Source organism: Stenotrophomonas sp. KH_052, assembly GCF_057838755.1.
This window is the reverse complement of sequence record NZ_CM174475.1, coordinates 2,642,702-2,666,983: the sequence shown is the minus strand read 5'-3', so window position 1 is coordinate 2,666,983 and position 24,282 is coordinate 2,642,702. Positions and strand designations below refer to the sequence as shown.

At 66.3% G+C, this 24,282-nt stretch carries 20 protein-coding genes; 10 read left to right on the top strand and 10 right to left on the bottom strand.

Translation table 11 applies throughout. The annotated features are described in order from the left end of the window. The first annotated feature begins 141 nt into the window (after positions 1–141). Together AC3ITW_RS12305 and AC3ITW_RS12300 are read left to right on the top strand one after the other, a co-directional pair. On the top strand, positions 142–408 hold the full coding sequence (locus AC3ITW_RS12305) for a hypothetical protein (RefSeq protein ID WP_032129472.1): 267 nt from the start codon (positions 142–144) through the stop codon (positions 406–408). Between the two features lie 9 nt (positions 409–417). After that, a complete protein-coding gene (locus AC3ITW_RS12300) occupies positions 418–1,590 on the top strand; it encodes a low temperature requirement protein A (RefSeq protein WP_489389556.1) in 1,173 nt (390 codons plus the stop codon). A gap of 111 nt (positions 1,591–1,701) precedes the next feature. On the opposite strand, the gene AC3ITW_RS12295 is transcribed toward AC3ITW_RS12300, so the two are convergent. The 7 genes from AC3ITW_RS12295 to AC3ITW_RS12265 form a co-directional block, all read right to left on the bottom strand. Next, on the bottom strand, positions 1,702–2,247 hold the full coding sequence (locus AC3ITW_RS12295) for a DUF1697 domain-containing protein (protein WP_489389555.1): 546 nt from the start codon (positions 2,245–2,247) through the stop codon (positions 1,702–1,704). Further along, on the bottom strand, positions 2,244–2,885 hold the full coding sequence (locus tag AC3ITW_RS12290) for a response regulator transcription factor (protein WP_448123054.1): 642 nt from the start codon (positions 2,883–2,885) through the stop codon (positions 2,244–2,246). The genes AC3ITW_RS12295 and AC3ITW_RS12290 overlap by 4 nt, the downstream gene beginning before the upstream one ends. Next, positions 2,878–3,933, bottom strand: a complete 1,056-nt coding sequence (locus tag AC3ITW_RS12285; RefSeq protein ID WP_489389554.1) for a sensor histidine kinase — start codon at positions 3,931–3,933, stop codon at positions 2,878–2,880. The genes AC3ITW_RS12290 and AC3ITW_RS12285 overlap by 8 nt, the downstream gene beginning before the upstream one ends. Before the next feature lie 209 nt (positions 3,934–4,142). Further along, positions 4,143–4,880, bottom strand: coding sequence for an MgtC/SapB family protein (locus AC3ITW_RS12280; protein WP_088026119.1), 738 nt, complete (start codon positions 4,878–4,880; stop codon positions 4,143–4,145). A 31-nt stretch (positions 4,881–4,911) separates the two neighbouring features. Further along, positions 4,912–7,671, bottom strand: a complete 2,760-nt coding sequence (gene mgtA, locus AC3ITW_RS12275; RefSeq protein ID WP_489389553.1) for a magnesium-translocating P-type ATPase — start codon at positions 7,669–7,671, stop codon at positions 4,912–4,914. Positions 7,672–7,733: 62 nt separating this feature from the next. Then, positions 7,734–8,033, bottom strand: a complete 300-nt coding sequence (locus AC3ITW_RS12270) for a hypothetical protein (RefSeq protein ID WP_006369764.1) — start codon at positions 8,031–8,033, stop codon at positions 7,734–7,736. 283 nt (positions 8,034–8,316) lie between these two features. After that, positions 8,317–8,619: an EF-hand domain-containing protein gene (locus AC3ITW_RS12265; RefSeq protein ID WP_100468680.1), complete on the bottom strand. Its 303-nt coding sequence runs from the start codon at positions 8,617–8,619 to the stop codon at positions 8,317–8,319. Positions 8,620–8,890: 271 nt separating this feature from the next. Here AC3ITW_RS12265 and AC3ITW_RS12260 point away from each other — a divergent pair, with 271 nt between their 5' ends. The 4 genes from AC3ITW_RS12260 to AC3ITW_RS12245 all read left to right on the top strand — a co-directional run bounded on the left by AC3ITW_RS12260 (position 8,891) and on the right by AC3ITW_RS12245 (position 14,020). Further along, positions 8,891–9,625 (top strand): CS1 fimbrial subunit B flags: Precursor, encoded by a 735-nt coding sequence (locus AC3ITW_RS12260; RefSeq protein WP_100468677.1) that lies wholly within the window; start codon positions 8,891–8,893, stop codon positions 9,623–9,625. 110 nt (positions 9,626–9,735) lie between these two features. Further along, complete coding sequence (locus tag AC3ITW_RS12255) at positions 9,736–10,230, top strand: CS1 type fimbrial major subunit (protein ID WP_489389552.1); 495 nt, start codon at positions 9,736–9,738, stop codon at positions 10,228–10,230. Between the two features lie 68 nt (positions 10,231–10,298). After that, positions 10,299–12,836 (top strand): TcfC E-set like domain-containing protein, encoded by a 2,538-nt coding sequence (locus AC3ITW_RS12250; protein WP_100468672.1) that lies wholly within the window; start codon positions 10,299–10,301, stop codon positions 12,834–12,836. Further along, a complete protein-coding gene (locus tag AC3ITW_RS12245) occupies positions 12,833–14,020 on the top strand; it encodes a hypothetical protein (protein WP_157806623.1) in 1,188 nt (395 codons plus the stop codon). The genes AC3ITW_RS12250 and AC3ITW_RS12245 overlap by 4 nt, the downstream gene beginning before the upstream one ends. 53 nt (positions 14,021–14,073) lie before the next feature. On the opposite strand, the gene pip is transcribed toward AC3ITW_RS12245, so the two are convergent. After that, on the bottom strand, positions 14,074–15,021 hold the full coding sequence (gene pip, locus AC3ITW_RS12240; RefSeq protein WP_100468667.1) for a prolyl aminopeptidase: 948 nt from the start codon (positions 15,019–15,021) through the stop codon (positions 14,074–14,076). Between the two features lie 114 nt (positions 15,022–15,135). Here pip and AC3ITW_RS12235 point away from each other — a divergent pair, with 114 nt between their 5' ends. Beyond that, complete coding sequence (locus AC3ITW_RS12235; RefSeq protein WP_100468664.1) at positions 15,136–15,801, top strand: TraX family protein; 666 nt, start codon at positions 15,136–15,138, stop codon at positions 15,799–15,801. Between the two features lie 119 nt (positions 15,802–15,920). Beyond that, a complete protein-coding gene (locus tag AC3ITW_RS12230; RefSeq protein ID WP_100468661.1) occupies positions 15,921–16,346 on the top strand; it encodes an organic hydroperoxide resistance protein in 426 nt (141 codons plus the stop codon). Positions 16,347–16,394: 48 nt separating this feature from the next. On the opposite strand, the gene AC3ITW_RS12225 is transcribed toward AC3ITW_RS12230, so the two are convergent. Next, positions 16,395–17,264 (bottom strand): hypothetical protein, encoded by an 870-nt coding sequence (locus AC3ITW_RS12225; RefSeq protein ID WP_489389551.1) that lies wholly within the window; start codon positions 17,262–17,264, stop codon positions 16,395–16,397. Between the two features lie 179 nt (positions 17,265–17,443). Between AC3ITW_RS12225 and AC3ITW_RS12220 the strand changes: the two genes are divergently transcribed. Continuing rightward, positions 17,444–20,155, top strand: coding sequence for an ATP-binding protein (locus tag AC3ITW_RS12220; RefSeq protein ID WP_489389550.1), 2,712 nt, complete (start codon positions 17,444–17,446; stop codon positions 20,153–20,155). Between the two features lie 32 nt (positions 20,156–20,187). Then, on the top strand, positions 20,188–23,568 hold the full coding sequence (locus tag AC3ITW_RS12215) for a hybrid sensor histidine kinase/response regulator (RefSeq protein WP_489389549.1): 3,381 nt from the start codon (positions 20,188–20,190) through the stop codon (positions 23,566–23,568). Between the two features lie 20 nt (positions 23,569–23,588). Here the strand turns inward: AC3ITW_RS12215 and AC3ITW_RS12210 are convergent, their stop codons facing one another. After that, positions 23,589–24,242: a response regulator gene (locus tag AC3ITW_RS12210; protein WP_100468655.1), complete on the bottom strand. Its 654-nt coding sequence runs from the start codon at positions 24,240–24,242 to the stop codon at positions 23,589–23,591. Between the last annotated feature and the right edge of the window lie 40 nt (positions 24,243–24,282).

Here is a 24,282-nt window from a genome sequence, read left to right as displayed (position 1 = left end):
ACTAATGGGAACTGTTCTCGTTTGCCATGCCGCGATCGTCAGGGCGATTGTTCGCCGCGTCTGGAAAGTGAATCCACGATCATCGGCTGGAGCGCAGAATCGCCCACGGCTAGCCTGCCTGCAGGCTCAAGGAGGTGGACCATGCATGTGCTTCTGGTGATGGTGGGTGGCGTCGTGCTGCTTGGGGTGTTCCTGCTGTTCGGGCGGCTGTGGAGCGTGGGCACCTCACAGCTGCCCACGGCCCTGATCGCGTTCATTGCCACCTGGCTGCTGGTGACGGTGGCCAACCTGTGGGTGGGGGTCAGCAAGGCCGGCTACGGGATGCGCGAAGAACTGCCGATCCTGCTGCTGGTGTTCGCGGTGCCGGCCCTGCTGGCCGGTCTGCTCTACTGGCGCCTGGCGCGCTGAAGGACAGCCATGAGTACACGACTGCGATTGCCGGCCCTGCGCCAGCGCGATGGCCACCACGCGCGCGTGACCTACGAAGAGCTGTTCTTCGACCTGGTCTACGTGTTCGCGGTCACCCAGCTCAGCCACCACCTGCTGCACCACCTGGACCTGGCCGGGGTGCTGCAGACCCTGGTGCTGTGGTTTGCGGTGTGGCTGGGCTGGCAGTACGCCTGCTGGGTCAGCAACTGGTTCGATCCGGAAGCACCGCGCATTCGCGGCCTGCTGTTCGCCACCATGCTGCTGGCCTTGCTGATGTCCTCGTCCATTCCCGAGGCCTTCGCCGACCGTGCCTGGGTGTTCGCCGGCGCCTACGCCACCATGCAGGTCGGGCGTACCGCCTTCGTGCTGTTCGAAGTTGGCCGCATGCACCCGCTGGCGCCGAACTTCCGTCGCATGTTGGCCTGGGTGAGCGTGTCGGCCTGCTTCTGGCTGGCAGGTGCTGCAGCCGAGGGCAATACGCGGTTGGCGCTGTGGGCGGTGGCGGTGGCGTGCGAATACATCTCACCGATGTTCGGCTTCGCGTTCCCGGGGCTGGGCCGTTCGCACACCCGCGAGTGGACCATCGAAGGTGGGCACCTGGCCGAGCGCTGCCAGCTGTTCGTCATCGTCGCACTGGGCGAGACGTTGCTGGCCACCGGTGGTGTACTCAGCGAGGTCGAACACTGGAGCGGGGCGGTGGTGTCCGCAGTGCTCGCCACCTTCGCCGGTACGATCGCCATGTGGTGGCTGTACTTCGGCATCTCCAGCCGCGACGCCACCGAGGCCATCAGCCACGCCGAAGACCCGGGCCGGATGGGCGCCAACTTCCATTATGTGCACGCGCTGCTGATCGCCGGGATCATCGCGACGGCGGTGGGCAATGACCTGGTCATGGACCACCCGCACGCTGTGGTGACGCGGGTGTATGCGGCCGTGCTGGTGGCCGGCCCGTTGATCTACCTGCTGGGCAGCGCGCTGTACAAGCGCGTGGTGTACGGGCGAGCACCGTACTCGCATCTGATCGGTGCGGTGGCGCTGGGCGTGCTGGGCGTGGTGTTGCCGCAGACCCATCTGTTGGCCGCCGGTTGGCTGACCAGTGCGGTGCTGCTGGCGGTGGGGTTGATGGATACGCGGTTGAAGCACCGCCTGCAACGGGCGTGATCTTGTCCGGTATCCAGCACGTGCCGGGTAGAGTCGACTGTTGGTCGACTGCTCTTCCACAAGGTTGCGGAAAATCCCGCGCTGCGCGCGATAGTCGACTGACAGTCGACTCTACCGCCGCCCTCTACCGTCTGCGGTGACCTGGCCGAGTGCGGCGGCCATTGCCGCAAGCTTGCCGACCGTGTTGAGGTTGCGGGCGGTGCCCTGCTGGGCATAGGGAATCCGCAGGCGTGAGTCGGCCATGCCGTCGCCATAGTGGAAGAAGATCTCGCGGGTACCCAGAGCCAGCTGCTCATCGCGCAGGCCGGTCACCCCGGCCAAGGGATCCGTGGGCAGTGCCTCATCCACGAACAGCGCGACCACGCGATTGCCGGCGGCATGCGGAAACGGATTGCGGGCGGCAACCGCTGCGATCTCGGCTGCGGAGCGCACCAATACACCCACCGGTTTTCCGGCATAGGCCTGCAGCCGTTGGCCAAGGGCTTTCCGCACGCCGGCTTCGTCAAGTCCGCTGCGGAACACCACGTTGCCGCTGGCGATATAGGTGCGGACGTCGGTGAAGCCGGCGTCTTCGCACATCGCCACCAGTTCAACCATCGGCAGCTTGCCGGTACCTCCGACATTGACTGCTCGCAGCAGTGCGACATGCACGCTCATGGGGTACCTGCCTGCAGGCGGTCGTACATCCGCACCAGGTCGACCAGCGTACGCGCGCCCATCTTGCGCATCACCTGCGCGCGGCGCACCTTCACGGTGATCTCGCTGACCCCGAGGTCGCCGGCGATCTGCTTGTTGAGGCGGCCGCGCACCACACCGTCAACCACCTCGCGCTCGCCGGCGTTGAGGGTGTTCCAGCGCTGCTGCAGGGCGTCCAGCGCCTCGCCGTCACGACGGCGCTGGCGGTCGATGTCGATGCCCTTGTGGATTGCATCCAGCAGTTCCTGGTCACGGAACGGCTTGGTCAGGAACTCGATGGCACCGTCCTTGATCGCGTTGACACCCATTGCGATGTCGCCGTGGCCGGTGATGAACACCACCGGCAGCTGCAGGCCGTGGCTGCCCATCGTGCGATGGAACTCCAGCCCACTCTGGCCGGGCATGCGCACGTCCAGCACCAGGCACGCTGGCGCGTCTTCCAGATCGTGTTCGAGGAACGCCTGGGTCGAGGTGAAGGCCCGCACCTGCAGGCCCATCGAGGCCAGCAGGTCTTCCAGCGCGGCGCGCACCGACGGATCGTCGTCGATCACGTAGACGATAGGTGCCGGGTCGGTGATGGGTGCAGCGGGCTTACGCATGGGGGACTTCCGTGGCGATGGGCAGGTCGAACACAAAGCAGGCGCCGCCACCTGCCGGCCGCTCAGCGCGGATCCTGCCGTCATTGGCCTCGATCATCGAACGGCTCAGGCTCAATCCCAGCCCCAACCCATGTGACTTGGTGGTCCAGAACGCATCGAACACGCGCTCAGGATGGTCGATTGGCAGGCCGACACCGCGGTCGCGCACGCTGAGGCTGATCCGCTGTCCGTCGCGTTGGGTCAACAGGGACAGGCGGCGATCGGCAGCGGGCACTGCTTCCATCGCGTCCACCGCATTGAGGATCAGGTTGCCGATCACCTGCTGCACCTGCACGCGGTCGGCCTGTACCAGCGGCAGGTCGGCATCGAACAGCAGGGCCACGGCCACGCCGTGCTGGTCCAGCTCGCTGCGCGACAGTGCTAGCATTTCCTCCGCCGCCTGGTTCAGGTCGAAGGCGCGTCGTTCCGGTGCTGCACCCTGGGTCAGGCCGCGGATGCGGGCGATCACGTCACCAGCGCGATGCGCATCGGCCAGGATGCGGGCCACGGTCTGCCGTGCCTTGTCCACGTTTGGTGGGTCCTGCGCTAGCCAGCGCTGGCAGGCTTCGGCGCTGCTGGCGATCGCCGCCAGCGGCTGGTTCACTTCATGTGCGATGGAGGTGGTCAGCTCGCCCACGGTCGATGCGCGCGCCACCCGCAGCAACCGGCCCTGTGCTTCCTGCACCGCGGCCTTGGCCGCTTCCATCTTCAACGCGAGGTAGGTGGTGATGCCGATCACCAGCATGCCGATCACCGAGTTGACCAGACCGATGCGGTAGGTGCCGAAGCGGGTCAGGAAGAAGCTCAGGGCGGTGAGTGCGATGCAGGCGATGGCCAGGCTGATCAGCCCGCGCGCGGCCAGTACGCGCGATGCGGCGAGGATGACCGCTGCGTAGAAGCAAGCGGCCGCCACGGCGTAGTCGGTGACGGTATCGACCAGGAAGATCGCCGCCATCACGACGATCAGGGCCAGCAGCACCAGAGGGCGGCGGGGCGACAGCGATGGCATCGGGACGTCTCCCTGGCGTGGGGGGAAAGGATAGCAAAGCCGGATTTGGTAGATGCCGACCTTGGTAGATGCCGACCGTTGGTCGGCACGAACGCCTGGGGCCGGGATTCTGCGGTTTGTGCCGACCAACGGTCGGCACCCACAAGAGCAATGCACGGTTCTTCCGGCGTCCATGAGGTTGCCGGCCAGTGGCCGGCACTACCGAGCGGCTACTCCTCCAGGCTGGCGTTCCAGAACCCCTGCAGCACGCCGGGGGTGGTCGCCAGCGTGGCCAGTACCGCATCCAGTTCACCGGCATCCACCGTGGTGGCATACAGCACCGCTTCTATCTCCACGTCACGCTCGCCGAACGGGCGCTGGTCCACCGCGCGCACCGGGTAGTGCGCCTGTTCCAGCAGCAGCAACAGCTGGTCCAGTACTTCGGCCTGCTGCTCACGCTGGCAGACCACGTTGATCGCATAGGTCGCCTCGCTGAACGCCTCCGGCAACGGCTGCCGCTGGATGCGGTTCACTACCGGGCGCAGCAGGGTATTGGCGGCCAGCACGAACACCGCCGCCATCACCGCCTCCGGCAGCAGCTTGATACCCGCACAGGCACCGACCGCCGCCGAGCCCCACAGGGTGGCGGCGGTATTGAGGCCAGACACCTGTGCGCCGTCCTTCATGATCGCGCCGGCGCCGAGGAAGCCGACACCGGAGATCACATAGGCCACCACATGCAGCGGTGAGGGCGGGCCGCCATACAGGTCATGGAAGCGCACGGCCAGGTCCACGAAGACGGCAGCACCCACCGCCACCAGTGTATTGGTGCGCAGACCGGCGGTGCGTTGGCGCAGCTGTCGCTCCAGGCCGATGACGGTGCCAAGCACGAAGGCCACCGAGAGGCTGATCAACGAGCTCAGGGTCGCGCCGGCGTTGAACGCCGGCAGGTTCGGATTGATGTCCATTGTGCTTCTCCCTGGACCAGGCGGCGGGCGCTTACTGCCAGCCGTAGCGACGGATATAGATCTTCTTCAGCACGGTGGTCAGCACCGCGTAGCCGAACAGGATCGCCACCAGGAACGGCCAGTAGCCGGTCGGCAGGGCCTGCAGCTTGAAGTAGCCAGCCAGCGGGCTCATCGGCAGGGTCACGCCAATGGCCATGATCAGGCCGGTCATCACCAGCAGCGGCGGCGCAGCGATGCTCTGCAGGAACGGCACCTTCGGCGTACGGATCATGTGCACGATGAGCGTCTGGGTCAGCAGGCCCACCACGAACCAGCCGGACTGGAACAGGCCCTGGTCGGCCGCTGTGCGCGCATCGAACACGTACCACATCAGCGCGAAGCAGCTCAGGTCGAAGATCGAGCTGATCGGCCCGAAGAACACCATGAAGCGGCCAATGTCTGCCGGGTTCCACTTCAGCGGCTTGCGCACCAGTTCCTCGTCCACGTTGTCGAACGGAATGGCGATCTGCGAGATGTCGTACAGCAGGTTCTGCACCAGCAGCTGCAGCGGCAGCATCGGCAGGAACGGCAGGAACGCCGAGGCCACCAGCACCGAGAACACGTTGCCGAAGTTGGAGCTGGCAGTCATGCGGATGTACTTCAGCATGTTGTTGAACGTGCGCCGGCCCTGGATGACACCTTCCTCCAGCACCATCAGGTTCTTTTCCAGCAGGATGATGTCGGCCGCCTCCTTGGCGATGTCCACCGCACTGTCCACGCTGATGCCGATGTCCGCCGCACGCAGTGCCGGCGCATCGTTGATGCCGTCGCCGAGGAAACCGACCACCTTGCCCTGCGCACGCAGCTCGCGCACCAGGCGCTCCTTGTGCAGCGGGGTCAGGCGAGCAAATACGCGGTGGTGATGCAACGCCCGCGACAGCGCGCCGTCATCCATGCGCTCGATCTGCGGACCGGTCAGGATGGTGTCGGCGTCCAACCCCACCTGGGCGCAGACGCGGGCGGTGACCAGCTCGTTGTCGCCGGTGAAGACCTTCACCTCCACACCATGCGCGGCCAGCGCCTGCAGCGCCTGCGCAGCCGATTCCTTGGGCGGGTCGAGGAAGGCCACGTAGCCGACCAGGGTCAGGCCGCACTCATCAGCCTGCGAATACACGGTCTGGCTGGCAGCAGTTTCCTTCATCGCCACTGCCACCACGCGCAGGCCCTGTTCGTTCAGTTCCTCGGTGGTCTGCCGCACGCGTGCCAGGCGCTGCTCATCCAACGGCTTGTCCTCGCCGTTCTCGCGCACCGTGCTGCACACCGCCAGCATTTCCTCCACCGCACCCTTGCAGATCAGCTCATGGTGGGCCTCGCGTTCGGACACCACCACCGACATGCGGCGGCGCTCGAAGTCGAATGGAATCTCATCCACCTTGTGGTAGTCCTGCGACAGCCGCAGCGAGCTCTGCAGCTCCACGTGCTCCAGCACCGCACGGTCGAGCAGGTTGATCAGTCCGGTCTGGAAATGGCTGTTGAGGTAGGCGAACTTCAGCACATCCTCCGAATCGTGACCGAACACATCGGTGTGCCGTTCCAGCGCGATCTTGTCCTGGGTGAGGGTGCCGGTCTTGTCGGTGCACAGCACCTCCATCGCACCGAAGTTCTGGATCGCATCCAGACGCTTGACGATCACCTTGCGCCGCGACAGCAGCACCGCACCCTTGGCCAGCGTGGAGGTAACGATCATTGGCAGCATTTCCGGGGTCAGACCCACCGCCACCGACAGCGCGAACAGGAACGCCTCGGTCCAGTCGCCCTTGGTCCAGCCGTTGATCAGCAGCACGAACGGCACCATCACCAGCGCGAAGCGGATCAGCAGCCAGCTGACACTGTTGACGCCGGCCTGGAACGCAGTCGGCGCGCGGTCGGTGGCGGTGCTGCGCTGGGCCAGGGTGCCGAAGTAGGTACGGTTGCCGGTGGCCAGCACCACGGCGGTGGCGGTGCCGGACACCACATTGGTACCCATGAACAGCAGGTTGTGCTGCTCCAGCAGGCCAGCCAGGCCATCGCCCGGGTGCGCGAACTTCTCCACCGGCAGCGACTCGCCGGTCATCGCTGCCTGCGCCACGAACAGATCCTTGGCGGTCAACACGCGACAGTCGGCCGGAATCATGTCACCGGCCGACAGCACGATGTGGTCACCGGGCACCAGCTCACGGATCGGCAGGTCCAGCAACCGCGCCGGGCGACGGCTGTGCAGGTGTGCACCGAAATACTGGTCGGCAACGTCTGCCGCCTCGGTGCCCGGATTGCGGCGCAGCACGCGCGCGGTGTTGCCGACCAGCGCCTTCAACCGCTCGGCGGCACGATTGGAGCGGCCTTCCTGCACGAAGCGGATCAGCGTGGACAGCAGCACCATCGCACCAATCACCACGGTGGCCTTGATGTCCTCGGTCAGCCAGGACACCGCCGCCAGCACGGTCAGCAGCAGGTTGAACGGGTTGCGGTAGCACTGCCACAGGTGGCGCCACCACGGCAGCGGCTTTTCGTGATCGACCTCGTTGGGGCCGAGCGTGGCCAGCCGCTCCTCGGCCTCATGCGGGCTGAGGCCATCGACGTGCGAGTCGAGCGCAGCCAGCAGGCGCGGCTCGTCCAGCTGCGACAGGGTCACCAGGCCGGTGGTGAGCGCGAACGGTGCGGCTTCGGCGCTGCCCGGGCCGAAGCCGGCTTCGGGCATGGCGCGACGGCCGAACAGGTTGCCTGCGCGACGGCTGCGCAGGAAGGCATTGAACCAGGCGTTGAGCAGGCTCATGGGAACTCCTTGAATGTCAGAGCCGGCCGCGGCCGGAACACGAACGGAACGGATGCAACGGTTCAGGCGTGGCGCATCGCCAGCACCGCCGGCGACCACGGCTGCATGTGCAGGCGCTGGCTGCCGCCGATGCACAGCGGCTTCATCGCATCGCGAAGGGGGTAGGGCAGATGGCGCAGCACGTTGATGCGTTCGCTGATCGGCAGCAGCGACAGTGCGTCGGCGACCACGCGTGGCGAACCGAGCGACAGCGAACGGGCGAAAACCACGGGGCCGTGCTGCAGCAGGTGGCTGCGCAGGGCGGCAACATCGCGCTCGCCGATCAGGCGGCGCAGGGTGATGTAGAGGATCTTGTAGGACATGGGGGTGATCTCCAGGCAGGCGGCGCCTGACGATCCCCCGTCACTCAGGCAGGCAGGGACCGACAGGCAGGCGCCAGGAACAGGCAACAGGCGGGCATACGGGGCGCGGTGCGCCCGGCAGGGTCGGGGTCCATCTGCGTCTCCATGAGGGGAGGGAGCCAGCCAGGGTTGCCCTGGCCAGTGGCGCTATTGTCCGCCCCTGAATGGGGTAGTCCTAGAGGCTCGTGGGTTAGCCCGGCTATACCTTTGTATAGCCGGGCCCGGCGATGTGCCAAGGTGCGGATCAATGGGCAGCCGGCGTGGTCTGCTTGCAGACGTCATATTCGCCGCGTGTAAGCGTCTTGTCGTGGTCGGTGTCGCAGGCGTGCATTCGTTCTGCCCAGTCCGGCGCAACCGCATCGACTTCGGCGAGGGTGACGATGCCGTCCTTGTCCTTGTCCAGCGATTCATAGGCTGGAATCAACTTCACTTCGGTTACGTCCTCGGCCGCGGTGGCCTTGCTGGCTTCCTGCGTTTTGGAACAACCGCCCAGCAGAATGCCGGCCGAGAGGATGAGGAGAGCGGGAAGGTAGCGGAAACCGGTCATGGCGTGCTCCTGAGGAGGGGGCGGTCCACCGGTGTGGTGGCCACGGCCGGATCTTCGGCGGGGGACTGTAAGCCGGTTGCGAAGAATGCAGGCAAGCGTGCACGCAAGTAGGGCGCCGTTCACCGCGATGGCGCCGGTCCCGCGGGTCAGGACCGGCAGACTAGGAATCGCTTCAGATGCGTAGGACATGTCCGGCTTTTGCAACTTTTTGCATATCGAGATTGTGATGCGGTCGTGAAAATTCGCGCTCGCCTTTCCCTGCGGGCCCGCCATGCGTCGTCTTCTCTCATTGATTCTGTTGGTCATCCTGTCTGGTAGCGCGCACGCATCCACACCCCAGATCAACGTAGGCGTGCTGTTCGACTATCTGCAGCCCACGCACAGCAACCTGCTCAAGCGCATCCGCAACACCGGTGACGCTACGGCCTACGTGCGTGTGGAAGTCACTCAGATGCACTTCGATACGGATGGCAGGGCCAGCGAAACGCCGGTGGATACCACCGCGCTGGTCCGCAATAGGCCGGACGCCCAAGGCGTCATCGCCAGCCCCAGCCGGCTGATCATTGCGGGCAAAGGGCAGCAGGCCACGCGCCTGGTCTACCGCGGCGCCCGCGATGAAGAGCGCTACTACCGGTTGCGCTTCATCCCGGTGGCGCCGTCGGCCGAGGAATTCTCGCTCAGCGAAGACCAGGCTCGGGAAGTGGCGGAGCTCACTTCGGCCATCCGTGTGTTCACCGGCTACGGCACGATCTTCTTCGTTGCGCCGGAGAACCCGCGCTACGACACGCTCATCGAACAACAGCAAGTGCGCAATCGTGGCAACGCCACCGTGGTGCTGGACAACCTGCGCCAGTGCGAGCGAGATCGCCCTGATAGCTGCACGCCGGGAATCATCGCCCATGTGCGTCCCGGCAACAGCTATGCGCTGCAGGCCGCCGAGCACCAGTTCCTGCGTTTCGACCTTCGCGAAGGCGATAGCCAGCGCAGCATCGACTCACGCCGTTAAGCCCACTTCCACCGATGGATCTGTCCCGAACGGGCCTGTCAGGCGCCCGCTGGGACTGCTTTGCCCTTGCCTGGCACCTTGATTCCCACCCTTGAACCTGGAGTGCATCCATGTCCCTGAAGACCACCCTGCTGGCAGCGGCCACCGCCCTGCTGATCACCCCGGCCGTTGCCCTGGCCGCCACCGAAACCAAGTCGATTACCGTCAACGTCACCGCCGACGTGCCGAACACCGCCGGCCTGCAGGTGTCCACGCCGGATGGCTGGGAAGGCCTGCCGCAGAACCTGCCGTGGGATACCGCCCGCCAGGTGCTGGGTGAGCTGACCGGCCGCGTCATCAACATCAAGTCGCCGGCGGCCATCAGTGCCTACCTGTCCGCGCCGGCACAGATGGCCTCGGCGGCAGATGTGGTCGACCTGGCAGTGAAGCTGGACAACGTGGTGGTGCCGGCCACCTCGGCCGCCAAGATCACGGTGGCCAATGCCGCACAGGCGGCGGCCGGCAAGTCGTTGGCGTTCGCTATCACCCCCACCGTGCCGACCGATGGCTACGAGCAGGGCAGCTACGGCGGCCAGTTCCACATGATCTTCGAAAGCGACATCTGACGATCGTGCAGCTTCGTGCCCTTCCTCCCGCATCGTCGATGCGGGGGGCAGGGCACAGGCGTCCGCCCATGAGACTTCCCCTCGCTCCCGCATATCCGGCCCTTGCGCGATTGGCTGCTGGCATCGGCGCCGTGGTATTTGCCGCGTCCAGCCATGCCGCTGGTCTCGCGTTGGGTGAGCTGCCCAGCCTGCTGGAGCAGCGCGAGCGCATGCCTGCAGAATTCCGGGCGCATCTGTTCGGCAATCCACTCACCGTGCGGGTGGAACTGGACGGGCGCTACCTGGGTGATGCCGAGGTGCTGCTGCACGAAGACAATCGTGTGCACCTGATCGGCTTTGGCGAAGCCCATGACAGTCCATGGCCGCAGACGGAGCGGGCGCGCTGGGCCGAGGCGCTGGCCGAGCCGATGTCGCTGGGTGTGTGCCGCCAGCAATGCCGGGGCTTGGCAGCGCTGCACTACAGCCTGTCCAATTCCCTGCTCAGCCTGCTGACACCAGCGGGTGCGCAGAAGGAAGGGCGCCACATCGCGCTGCCGGAGCGCGGCAGCCACGGCCTGATCGTCCGCAACAGCGTGGCCGTGCATGGCGGCCAGGAGCAACAGACGTCCGCACGCTACAGCGCCGAGCTGCGTGGCAGTGTTGGCCGCTGGAGCACTGTCGGCAGCTACCAGTACTACGCACAACCGGGCAGCCGCGAGCACTATCTCAGTGCGCTGTATGCGCAGCGCGAGCTGGGCGACCATTTCGTGCGCGCCGGCTACTTCCTGCCCACCTTCGAGGGCATCATCCGCCAGCCCCGTGCACCGGGTACCCAGAACGATACCGCGCTGGGCTTCATGCTCGGTTCGTCGGATGTGCTGCTGGCCGACACGCGCAGCCCCAGTGTGTACCCGGTCTATGTCACCGCCAGCCGTGAGGGCGTGGTGGAGATCCTGCGGGACGGCAATCTACTGTCCACGCAGGCAGTCAAACCTGGTATCCAGGAGATCGACACCCGTCGCCTGCCGGGCGGCATCTATGACGTGGAACTGCGTGTCATCGAAGATGGCCACGAGGCCTCGCGTGAGACCGCGTCGATCCACAAGTCCAGTCGCTGGAGCGACCCCACACGCCGATGGCGCTACAGCGTGTTCGCAGGCCAGCAGCGTGGCCTGCTCGACAGTGGCCGTGCATCGCAGGACGGCAAGCTGGCCGCCGGCGCGGTGGTCAACTACCTGGTGCATCCACGTGCGGTGGCCGGTGCCACCGTGCAGCAGATCGGCACGCGCCACGCGGCCGGTCTGTCGATGGACTGGCAGGCCAGTGACCGCTTCAGCACCTACACCAACTTCTATACCTCCAGTGATGCCGGGCGCGGCGTGGATCTGCAGGGGTTGTACCGCTACCGCGCCGGATCGGTGGTGGCCAACCACGCGCGCAGCTGGGCCGAGCAACGCCAACGTGTCCTGCCCAGTGACGGCTCGGCGCCGCGCTGGGAAACCCGTGGCGGCTGGCAGGACACCACCGCCGTGTCGATCACCCATCGCTTCAGCCATCGCGACAACGCCAGCCTGCGTGTGGCGCGCAGCTCCGGCTTCACCAAAGGCACCGGCATCGATGTGTCCTATGGGCGCCGGGAGACCCTGCTCGGCAGGCACGACGTGAACTGGCGGGTCTCGGCCTACGATCGACCTGGCAGCCGCTTCACCCATTACCGTCGGCAGCGCGGCGTTGATCTGACCGTCAGCGTATCGCTGGGCAGCGAGCGTCGCAGCTACAGCGGCAGCCTCGGCAGCCGTACCGGCGAGGCTGGCCAGCGCGATACCTATGTCAGCGCGGCAGCCACGCAGCGTGTGGATGGCAAGCTGCTGCAGAGCGTGAACGGCATGATCAGTGCCGAGCGTAGCGGTATCGGTGCTGGTGCTGGTGCCTACCTGCAGAGTTCGCTGTTGGAGGGAGACGTGCAGCTATACCGTGGCGCGGGCTCGGGCCACGTAAGCGGCAGTGCCAACCTGGACAGTACGCTGGTGATCGGCGGTGGCCACGCAGCGGTGCTTGGCCAGGGCCGCAGCGGCAGCGTGGATACCGGCATCATCGTTGACGTACGCAGCGACTACCCCGACGTGATGTTGCGCGGCGACGACAGCCGGGGCGGAGGCGTGGAGTTGAAGCCGGGGCGCAACTTCGTGCCGGTGACTGCCTACCGCGCGGGCCACGTGCAGTTCGACTTCCAGGGGCGGCATGCCCCCGCGGCCACGCTACAACCGGCAACCATCAGCTACCACCTCAACAAGGGTGGGGTGATGCACGCCACCATGGATGTGCTGCGCACATTCACCGTGATGGGCCAGGTGCTCGATGCCGATGGCAACGGCGTGCGGGGTGTGCAGGTGATCAATCACGCCGGGCGCAGCGTCAGCCAGGAGGAGGGGTTCTTCACGCTGGAGCTGAGTGCGCGTGCGCCGGTGGTGGAGTTGCGCTATCCGAACATGATCAGCTGTGTGCTGACGATGGAGGAGGGACGGTATCCGCGCGAGGGGGACGTGTTGATGGTGGGAGGGATCGGCTGTCCTCATCTGCTCGCATCCAGGGCCGGCACGTTGAGCAACGATGAGAGGAACCCATGAAGCATCGCTCCTATCTATTCATTACAGTTCTCTGGATGATGGTGATTCCCGCATGGGCCCAGACGGTGGAGACCGTGGTTACCGGGCAGTTCCGGCCGAATGCTGCGAACCCGAGCAATACGTCATTTGAGAACACCACACCTCGCGGTGCGTTCTGCAACTGGAGGCCAACGGAGTGTGACAAGGCAGGAGCCTACATCTTCGATCTTGGCACGGGTGAGTTCTGGCAGAAGAACGGAGACGGCGACAATGAATCCCGTCGTGACACGACCTACGTCAGATTCCCCGCCCCCCGCTCAATCACCCTGCGCGACGAGCGAACCGGGGCGACGGCGCAGGCACGTGTCGGCTTTGTCGCAATGTCGCTGCGGCTGAATTTCGGAAATGGGGCTGATCCCTGGTACCACGGCGTCAGTGGCGGTTGCACCGCGATACGGGGTGCGGGTGGCCGAGGATGGTCGAATGGGGGATGGGGTGTGCGTGATCCCTCCAATCCCCAGGAATGCTACAGTTCGCAACGCCGCAACGGGCGAAGTTACTCCTATCGCAATGTGGGGATTGGCATTCAGGTGGAGCTTCCCGACGCCATCACTCTGCAGAACGGTCGCTACATTGCGCAGGAGGATTGGACCACCGGTGGGGCGGAGGCCGACATCGACCTTGGGGACAATGTTTCGGGTGTCAAGATGATCCGCTTGAACTTCGTGTTCGACGTGACCCATGAATTGGAGGTGCGGTTCCCTGGGGAAATGCCGAAAGCCACGCTGGTGCCGGACGGAGGATGGCGGGCATGGATCGATCATGCCATTCGTCCCACCCGCCTCTCACAGGAGCTTCCGTTCTTCCTCACTTCGTCCATGGATTTCAGTCTCAAGCTCCGCTGTGAGCATGAACTGGACAATCACTGCGGCATCCGCAATCTGCATAACAATGACGTGATTCCGGTCGCGGTGGACGTCACCATTCCCGGTATGCGGAGCCGGATCGATGGCTCGCCAGTACAAGGAATGCATCTTCCGCCGGGTGATCTACGCGCACCTCGCCTTACACCCGACGCATACATGGTCCAGCGACGTTCAACGCTTCGATTCACCGCTGAGAAAGCTGCGGTGGACGAGATGCTGAAGTCGCCCGGTTCACATTGGGAGGGCAACATGACGGTGGTGTTTGATGCCAATCCGTGACAGGCGGGCAGAACGCTGGGATGCCGGCCGGCGGCCGGCACTACCCCGTGCTTTCAGAAGCGGTCGGCAAACGCGTCCGTGGCCCGCACCAGTGCATCGACCGTCGCCGGCTCGTTGGCGCTGTGGCCGGAAGTCACCATCTCCAGCTTTGCTTCCGGCCAGGCCTTGGCCAGGTCCCAGGCGCTGCGCGGCGGGCAGATGATGTCGTAGCGGCCCTGCACGATCACGCCGGGCAGGTGCCGGATGCGGTCGATGTCGCGCAGCAGCTGGTTCGGTTCCAGGAAGGTGCCGTTGCGGAAATAGTGCGCTTCGATGCGGGCCTTGGCCAGCGTGTCCAGCGGGTCATCCGTGGAAACAGCATCCACGTCGTGCTGCAGGGTGGCGGCGTTGTCCTCCCAGCCAAGCCAGGCCTGCGCGGCTGCGATACGGGTGGACTCATCGGCGCTGTCCATGCGCGTCCAGTAGGCCGCGATCATGTCGCCACGTTCGGCTTCTGGAATGTAGGCCTCATAGCGGTCCCAGCGCTCTGGGAAGATCCAGCGCGCACCGCCGTTGGCTTCCGCGAACCAGCGGTTTTCCATCTCGCGGCCCAAGAAGACGCCGCGCACGATCAGGCCGGTGGCGCGCTCGGGATGCGCCTGCGCGTAGGCCAGCGACAGGGTTGAACCCCAGGAACCGCCATAGACCAGCCAGCCTTCGATGCCAAGGTGTTCGCGTACCTTCTCGATGTCGGCCACCAGGTCCTGCGTGGTGTTGTCGCGAAGCTCGCCGAACGGTGTGGAGCGTCCGCTGCCGCGCTGGTCGATCAGCACGATGCGGTAGCGCGCCGGGTCGAAGAAGCGGCGATGGGTGGGCGAAATGCCCGCACCCGGTCCGCCATGCAGGTACACCACCGGAATCCCGTCGGGCGTGCCGCATTCCTCGATGTGCAGGGTGTGCAGATCGCTCACCGGCAGGATGAACTCGCGGTAGGGCTCGATGGCGGGATACAGGGTGCGCATGGGGCGTGTCTCACAAGCAGGGGCGGCCAGCATAGCGCTGCAGCCCGGGGTCTGCAGCCGCACACGCATTCCCGGCGCTGGAAATGGGCTGGCCGATGCGCATAAGCTTCCGCGATGCATGCGACCATGACAGGGACGTCCACGCACGATCCCAGCCTCAGCAGCGGCGGCCGCGAGCTGCTGAAGTGGCTCGCGTTGCTGACCATGACCGGCGACCACGTGGCGAAGGTGGTTTTCGGCGGCTACGTGCCGTTACTCAGCGAACTGGGGCGCATAGCGTTCCCGCTGTTCGCGCTGGTGATGGCCTGCAACCTCGCCCAGCCAGGTGCGGACCTGCGCAAGTCGATCCGTCGCCTGGCCGTATGGGGCGTGATCGCGCAGCCGCTGCATGCACTGGCCTTCGGCTACTGGCTGCCGCTCAACATCCTGCTCACCTTCGCACTGGCCGCGGTGGCCGTGCATGCGCTGGCCAACAATCGCCCACTACTGTTGCTGTTGGCGGCGGGCTTGGCACCGATGCTGGTGGATTACCAGTGGGCCGGCGTCGGTTTCGTGCTATTGGGCTGGATCGCGTTCCGGCATCGCGCATGGTGGCTGCTGCTGGTTGGTCTCGGGGCCGTGTGCTGGGCCAATCACAATGGCTGGGCACTGCTGGCCGTTCCGGTGGTGTTGGCGGTGGCACGCGTGCCGTGGCGGCTGCCACGTTGGCGCTGGGCGTTCTATGGCTACTACGTGGGCCATCTGGCGCTGCTGGCCCTTTACGCGCACCTTCACGGTTGAGGGTGCAGAAAAGGGCGCGCTATCGTCGCTGTCCGATGGAAGGTACTCCCGACGGTGGAGAGGATGAACAAGTGAGGGCAAGTGCCGTCACCTACTCAAACAACCCACCGGAGTGTTCCATGAGCATCGAATCGATCCTGTACTCGGCCCAGGCCACCGCTGTCGGCGGCCGCGAAGGCCGCGCCACCTCGTCCGACAAGGCCCTGGACATCGCCCTGTCCACTCCGGCCGAACTGGGCGGCACCGGCGGCACCGGTACCAACCCGGAGCAGCTGTTCGCCGCCGGCTACTCCGCCTGTTTCCTCGGTGCGCTGAAGTACGTGGCCGGCCAGGAGAACATCACCATTGCTGACAACACCTCGGTGACCGGCCGTGTCGGCATTGGTGCGGTCAGCACCGGTTTCGCCATCGACGTGGCCTTGACCATCTCGATGCCCGGCGTGCCCACCGCGCAGGCCGAGGAGCTGGTGCGCAAGGCGCACATCGTCTGCCCGTACTCGCACGCCACCCGCAACAACATCAATGTGGCGCTGATCGTCGCCTGAGTGGATCGGCCGCAGCAGATGACAACCTGCTGCGGCCGAAGGCGGCATCTACCGGTCCAGATCGCGCCAGTCATGCGGCGCTGCGGCCAGGAACGCATGCGCGCTGGCATACAGCGCCGTGGCGCCATTGGCGATGGACTCGGCGCTGTACTCGCCCAGTACGTGCAGCCTGCCCGCGGCGCTACCATCGCAACGATGTCCAAGCAGCAGCACAGGCACCTGCGCCAGCCTTGCCAGGCGCAGCGGCTGGGGCTCCGTGGCGTTTCCGGTCTGGCGCCAGGGACAGGGGTCCAGCACGGTCACCACCGTGGCCCCGCGCCGCAGCTTCCTCCATGCCTGGCCGCAGCGCGAAGGTCGGCCGATGTCCAGGCGATGGCCCTGACGCTGCAGCGCCAGAAGCGTGCGGTGCATGGGGGAATCTTCATGGTGAAGCGCGTTGATGAAGTAGTGCGCGGGTGCGCCCGGACGGTCCAGCAGTGCCGCCATTGCCAGTTCGATATTGCCGCTGGGGAGCAGGCAGACCACCCGCCGGCGTCCTGCGGCAGAGGGCCATAGCGCGCCTGGGTCACGCCAGGCCATTCCCCGGAGCAGGTGCTGCAGGGCGGGGAAGGGCAGCGACTGCAGGTGGTGCACATGGACCTTGCGAAGCCAGTGCCCGGCGAGGAAGCGGGCGCTCAACTCGGCGGCGGTCGACGGGGCGTGGCCCAGTCGCTGCAGGGTGTGGAAGGCGCGGCCATGGCGCTCTGCGTGAAGCAACGGGCCGAGCGTGGCAAAGGCCCCTTCGGCAAGGCGAGTTGATGCCTGGGCCGTCAGCATGGGCAGCAGTGCCGCGCCGATCTGCACGCTCGCACGATGCAGGGCGTGGCGAGCCATCAGGCGCAGCGCCCACAGCCGTTCACCGTTCCATGCAGGCTTCATCGCGATGTCCTCGTCGATTGGGAATGCGTACAGCCTCCCCAGCCTGAAGCCGCGCAGAAACCGGACAAGATCGAAATGTGGACAGAACTGTCTGTACGGGCAAATGCGTCATGCATGGACGCCTTTTTCGACCTTGTCCTACATCGGCGCTCGCTGCCGCCACGCATGCTGGCGTTCCCATGTCCTTCACATCGCGCCGCCGGCGCCGGCTCGATGCCATGCCCTCCGCCTCTCCCTCCATTGCAGAGTCCCTGCGCCGCCTGCACTCCGGTGCCGATCCGGACGTATCGGGCGCGGGTGAGCTGCAGGCGCTGAGGCAGTACCCACGGCGGCTGATGGTGGCCTGCGGCGTGGTACTCAGCCTGCTGTCGTTGAGCGTGCTGATCACGCTCATCGTGGTCCAGGTCAATGGCTACGAGGCACGGCGCATCGCCGACTTCCGCCGCGCCCATACCGCGCTGCAGATCCAGCTGGCCCGCCAGGACGCCAGCTATGGGCGCATGGCGGACATGGTCGAGTACGCCTGGGACCGCAACATCCAGCTCGGCGAGGCCAGCGCCGAGAGCCTGCGCCGCGCCTACCTGGAGGGCGGGCAACGCCTGGTCGTGGTCGCCGATGACAGCAGCCGCCCGCAGATGGTGCTGGGCCTGGAGACCACGCAGTGGCGGCCACAGGACCTGCAGCGCTATCTGCAGCTCACCACCGCCGTGTCGCTCATCCAGCGCCTGAGCCGCAGCGCGGATGAGGGTGAGCCGACCAGCGCGTCTTACTTTTTCGACCCCAGTGGCCAGTATCTGTCGCTGGACAAGGGACTGACCGAGCGCAACCTGATCAGCGCGCTGGCGGCCAGTTCGCGTCGCGAGGTGTTCGAGCATCTGCGCGCACCGGCACAGCTGCTGTCGCCGGCCTCAAGCCACGACCAGGTGCCGCTGCTGGAAAGCGTGGAGCGCAGCGACACGCCACGCCGGACCTTTGGCCGCCACCCGATCAGCGGCGAGTCATCGCTGGTGTCGGTGTTCCAGGCCAGCGCGGGCGCCAAACCCATTGCTACGTTCGTCGCCTACGAACCGATGGCGCAGCTGCAGGCGCTGCTCCGCCGCAACAGCCAGGGCCACCTGGCCCTGCTGGATCGCGATGGGCTGCAGGTGCTGGCCTCGAACCCGGACGACGCCCGCGCATCGCCACCGCGTGCCGATGTCGATTGGGTGCTGCTGGGCGACGCCACCCGTGCGCGCTTCCACAACGGACGCTTCACGCTCGCACTGGCCGTGGCAGGCACGCCCTGGACGCTGGTGGAAACCTACAGCTGGACCGACATCCTGCGCGGCATCGCGCCGATGCTGCTCAGCGGCGTTGGCTGCTTGTTGGCTGCACTGGCGTTGCTGTGGCTCCTGTTGTTGTGGCTGCACCGGCGCATGTACACGCCAGCCCTCCGGCAGGTGAAGGCCATCTATGCCCGCGATCGGCGCCTGCGCCTGCTGCTGGAACACGTTCCGGTGGGCGTGGCCCTGCTCGAAGCCGGTACCGGCCACGTGCAGGACTGGAATGGTCCGCTTCAGCGCATGGATCGTGCCGCTGGTTCACGGCTGATGCCGCACCTGCGCGAAGCGATGATGCAGGCCGATCTCCGCCACGGCGCCGTGGAAGTGGTGGGCGACCTCGCGTTGGCCAGCGATTCCCGGCAGCGCCTGTTCCATCGCACCCACATCCATTCGGGAGGCGATGCCTGGCCCGGCGGGGTGCTGCTGATGGTGGAGGACATCAGCCGCGACATGCGCGAGATCGAGGCCGAGCGCGCCCGCACGGCGGCGGCAGAGGCGTGCAGCCGGGCCAAATCGAATTTCGTGGCAGCAATGAGCCATGAGATCCGCACCCCGCTGCACGGCATCATCGGCCACCTCGACCTGCTCGCACGCACGCCGTTGCAGGCCGAGCCCGCGGAGCGCGTGCTGCGGTTGCGGCAGTCCGCCGATTCACTGATGGACATCATCACCGATGTGCTGGACCTGTCGCGCATTGAATCCGGGCAATGGACGCTGACACCGGAGCGCTTTGCGCCGTCCGCGCTGCTGGAACGTGTTGCCGTGCTGTACGCGCCGATGGCACAGGCCAAGGGCCTGCAGCTGGACTGCGTGGTGGACGCTGACGTACCGGCGGCTGCGGTTGCGCCAATGGCCGCCATTGAACGCGTTCTGCGCAACCTCACCAGCAACGCGCTGAAGTTCACCGCGTCCGGGCGGGTGCAGCTGCGCGTGTCGTACCTGCGCGAAGAGGAGGGTGGTGTCCTGCGGGTTGAAACCACCGACTCCGGCATCGGCCTCAGCCCGGAAGAATGCGAACGCCTGTTCCAGCCCTTCGTGCAGGCCGGGCCCAGCATCGTCTCGCGTTTCGGTGGCTCAGGACTCGGCCTGGCGCTGTGCCAGCAGCTGTGCGAGCGCATGGGCGGGCGCATCTGGGTGGAAAGCACCCCGGGCGTGGGCAGTCGCTTCGTGGTCGACGTGCCGTTGCTGACCTCGATTGCCATTCCGGTGCCGCTGCCGCTGGCCGGGCGGCGGATCAACCTGCTGGCAGCGCCGGGCCCGTGGCGGGGTGAACTGGAGCGGCGGTTGCGCGGATGGGGGGCGCAGGTGCAGTTGGTCCAGGGCCAGGCGCCGGAGTCATCACCGGGGGCAGCGTGGGTGCTGTTCGAAGCGTCAGCGGACGATGTCCATTGGGCACGACGCACGGGCCAGCCCTGGATACAGGCCTGTCGTGAGGGTCCCTTGCGGCCGCAGGCGCAGGACGGGGGCCACGTGGTGTCCTGCTACGCCAGCGAAGCCCTTTGCCAGGCCGTTGTGCTGGCACTGGCCCCAGCTATGCCAAATGCGCCAGCTACTGGCGCAATCGGATAAATTGCATGAGTACCCACCTCAGGATCACGGTCATGGCAGGCACTGAAGCAGCCCAGGGCGCGGGCGGCGCCGCCGCCGCGCGCCTGGACGATCTGCGCCGGCTGCGTCGCCGCCTGCTGTTCGGGGGAGGGGCATTGATAACGGCGCTGGTGCTGCTGGCGGCCATCGTCAGCTCAATAGCCGACGTGGAAGAGTTCCACGCCCGCGAACGCCAGTCGTTCCTGGAAGCCCGCGCGGCGCTCGATTACTTCCTGTACCAGCGCGACCGCGCCTATGCCACCTCGGTCAACGGCAACGACGTGCTGTGGCGCGACCAGCGCCCTGCGCTGACGGCGGTCGGCACCCCGCTGGCCGAACGCTTCCATGCCCAAGGCGAGGAAGTGGTAGTGAGGGCGGAAGGCCGTACCGCGGTGCCGTGGCTGGTGCTGGGTGCGCGTGACAATCCATTGCCGCCCGAGGAGCTGAAGGCCTACCTCGGCATGATCGATATCTATTCGGCCTACACCGCCGATTCGATCACCTCGCAGGATGCGCCGGGCCCGGTGGCGATGTTCGCCTACGAGCCACAGGGACGCCTGTTGGCCGTCTCCAATGTCCGCGACGAGGCGCAGCTGCTGCAGACCCTCGGCGTGGCCACCCGCCAGCAGGCCTTTGCCCGCCTGCTGCGCGACGAGCCGGAGGTGCGCAAGGTGTTGCCGCGTCCCGGCCCGATCCGCGCCGCATCCCGCGAGGGCCGGTTGCTGTCCCGCTTCGCCGTCAATCCGCTCACCGGCCAGTCGTCGCTGGTGGGTGTGGTGACCATGGCCGAGGGCACCACACCTTACTTCCGACGTGTGGTGTTCGAGTCGGTGGACAACATCAAGAACCGTCTGGAGGCCCGCGAAGAAGGCCGCTACCTGGTGCTCTCGGCCCAGCATGAGGTGGTGCTCAGCAGCGGCGGATTGACCAGCCAGGAACAGGACCTGCTGCTGCAGACCCTGCCGGCGCGCGCCGGCTCCAAGCCCTCCCGGCACTACGCGCAGGGGCGTTTCATCCTCAGTTGCAGCCTGCCCGGCGTGGACTGGACCCTCAACCATGTCTACGACTGGTCAGACATCTGGAAAGCGCAGGGCCCGTATCTGCTGGCGCGCAGCCTCAGCGCACTGCTGATCATTGGCCTGCTGTGGTGGCTGCTGCTGCGCATCGATCGGCGCGTGTTCACGCCGGCGCTGGCCGATGCATCGCGCGTGTATGAGAGTGAAGCGCTCAGCCGCGCCATCATCGGCACCGCGCCGATTGGCCTGGCGCTGCTGGCCCGCGATGGTGGCAGGCCCTTGCTGCAGAACGACACCGCACGCCAGCTGGTGGGCGACGAGGCCGAGGAGGGCAGCATCGCAACCGCACCGCTGTACGCGCGCCTGGCCGAACTGGGGCGGAGCAGCCACGGTGACGAGGCACTGGAGCTGCAATGGTCGCCCGCGGAGGGGAGCACTGACACCCAGCTGCAGATCAGCATGGCGCTGGCCACCTACCACGATCAGGCCGTTTGGGTCTGCGCATTGCGTGACGTCACCGCGCAGGTGGAACTGGAAGACACGCTGCGCCGTGCCCGCGAGGATGCCGAGGCCGCACGCCAGGCCGCCGAAGCTGCAACCCGCGCAAAGTCCGCCTTCGTGGCGACCATGAGCCACGAGATCCGCACGCCGCTCAACGGTGTACTGGGCCATCTGGAACTGCTGGCGCGTTCGCCGCTGCAGCCGGGCCAGCGCGAGCGGCTGGACCGCATCCGCTTCTCGGCCGATGCGCTGATGCGGATCATCAGCGACGTGCTGGACTTCTCCAAGATCGAAGCCGGACAGCTGGACGTGGAGCCGGCACCGTTCGCACTGCGTCCTCTTATCGAAGGCGTGGCACTGCTGTACGCACCCGACGCGTTGCGCAAAGGCGTGCGCCTGTTCTTCGCCGTGGAAGCCCCGCTGTGCCAGGACTGCATCGGCGATGCGCACCGCATCCGCCAGATCCTCAACAACCTGGTCAGCAACGCGGTGAAGTTCACCGCATCGGGCCGCATTATCCTGCGCGCCGAGCTGCAGCAGGTGGACGGCAAGGGCGCGCAACTGTGCGTGCAGGTGATCGACTCCGGCATCGGCATGAGCCCGCAACAGGCGGAGCAGCTGTTCCAGCCGTTCCAGCAGGCCGATGCCAGCGTCTCGCGTCGCTACGGCGGCAGTGGCCTCGGCCTGGCGCTGTGCCAGCAGCTGGCGCAGGCCATGGGCGGCCAGGTTTCGGTGGAGAGCACCGAGGGCGTGGGCAGCAGCTTCACCCTGCGGCTGCCGGTGCGCCTGCAGCTGGCAACAAACCCGCCCGCGCAGCCGCTGCGCGGCCAGCGCATCACCGTGCTGTCGTCCACCCCGGAATGGCGCAGTGAAGTCGAGCGCTTGCTGTTGGCGTGGGGTGCCGAGCCCCTGCTGCTGGCGGCACCGCAGACCGACGCCAGCGGCGAGGTACTGTTGATCGTAGGTGACCACCGGCCATGGAGCCCGGAAGAGGAACAACAGCTGGCTGCCTCGCATCGGTGCACCGTATTCGCCCACGCACAAGGCCCGCTGATCCCCGAGTCCCGTGACGACCGTACCGAGGTGACCTGCTACGCCAGCGACGCCCTGCTGGCGGCCATCGGCAGCAGTGAGGGTGCGCCCGCCGCGGTGGCGCCTCCCGAGCGTGCACCCGTGGCGCAGTCGCGTGGGCGTGTATTGCTGGTGGAGGACAACGCGGTCAACCGTGAATTGATCCAGCAGCAGCTGGAGGAACTGGGTTACGACGTGGAAGCCGCCGAAGACGGTGCCGCTGCACTCGCGCTGTGGCAGGACGACACCTACACAGCGGTGCTGACCGACATCAACATGCCGGTGATGGATGGCTACGCATTGGCGCGCGCGCTTCGCCAGCGCGGGCAGTCACTGCCGATCCTGGCCATCACCGCCACGGCGCTGGCCAGTGAGCGCGAGCGCTGCCTGGCCGCCGGCATCGATGATCTGCTGCTGAAGCCGCTCAACCTGGACCGGCTGGAAGCCGGGCTGGGCAAGGTTGGCAAGGCGGTCGTTGCGCCGCCACCGGTTGTGGAAACAAACAGCACGCCACGCAAGGTTCCCGCCGCCATCCGTCGCCTGTTCGTGGAAACCGGCGACAAGGATCTGCAGGTGATGGCCGCCGCGCGTGCCGGGAACGACATGCCGCGGCTGTTGGATAGAGTGCATGCCTTCAAGGGCGTGTTGCAGATGCTGGGCGAGCAGGCACTTGGCGAACGCTGCGGCGAGGTGGAACAGTCCCTGCGTGAGGGCCAGGCCGTTCCGGCATCACAACTGGATGCACTGCAGGCGGCATTGCAGGCACGCCTGGATGACTACCGGCACGAACTGGAGCAGGAATCGTGACGTGCGTGGTGCGCGCCCGATCAGCGCTGCGGATTGTCCGCTTTCAGCCCCAGATCCGCAGCGAACGAGAACAGCTCGGCATCGCGTTCCACGCCCAGCTTGCGCATGGCATTGACCTTCTGCGTGCTGACGGTCTGCTTCTTGCGGTCCAGGCGGGCGGCAATCTCGGTGATGCTCAGCCCTTCCAGGAACAGCCTCACCACCTCTACTTCCTTGGGCGACAGCACCGTGACCCGGCGCTGCTCCTTGCGCCGCAGCAGTTCCACCACCGCTGGCGAGTGGTAGCGGCGGTGCGCGTACACCGCCATCACCGCTGCCTGTACCTGCGAAAGATCGTCGGCCTTGCTGACGATGCCGGATGCACCGCTGGCGTCGAGCTTGTGGATCAGCCCGGGTTGATCCATTCCGGTCATCACCACGATGCGCAGGGCCGGGAAGCGCAGCGTCAGATAGCTCAGCAGTTCCAGGCCATCGCCGAACGCACCGCCCGGCATCGCGTAGTCGGTTACCAGTACATCACAAGGTTCGCGCTCAAGCAGCGCGACCAGCTCGGTGGAGTCGGCCACCGCGCCGATGCACTGGATGGCTGGCGCCTCATGCAGCGCGCTCTGCACGCCAAGGCGGATCACCGGGTGATCGTCGGCAAGGGCAACGCGAATGGCCAACTGGGTCATCAAGGCAGGGGTCCGAAGAAGGCGGGGAAGTGCAGGGCAC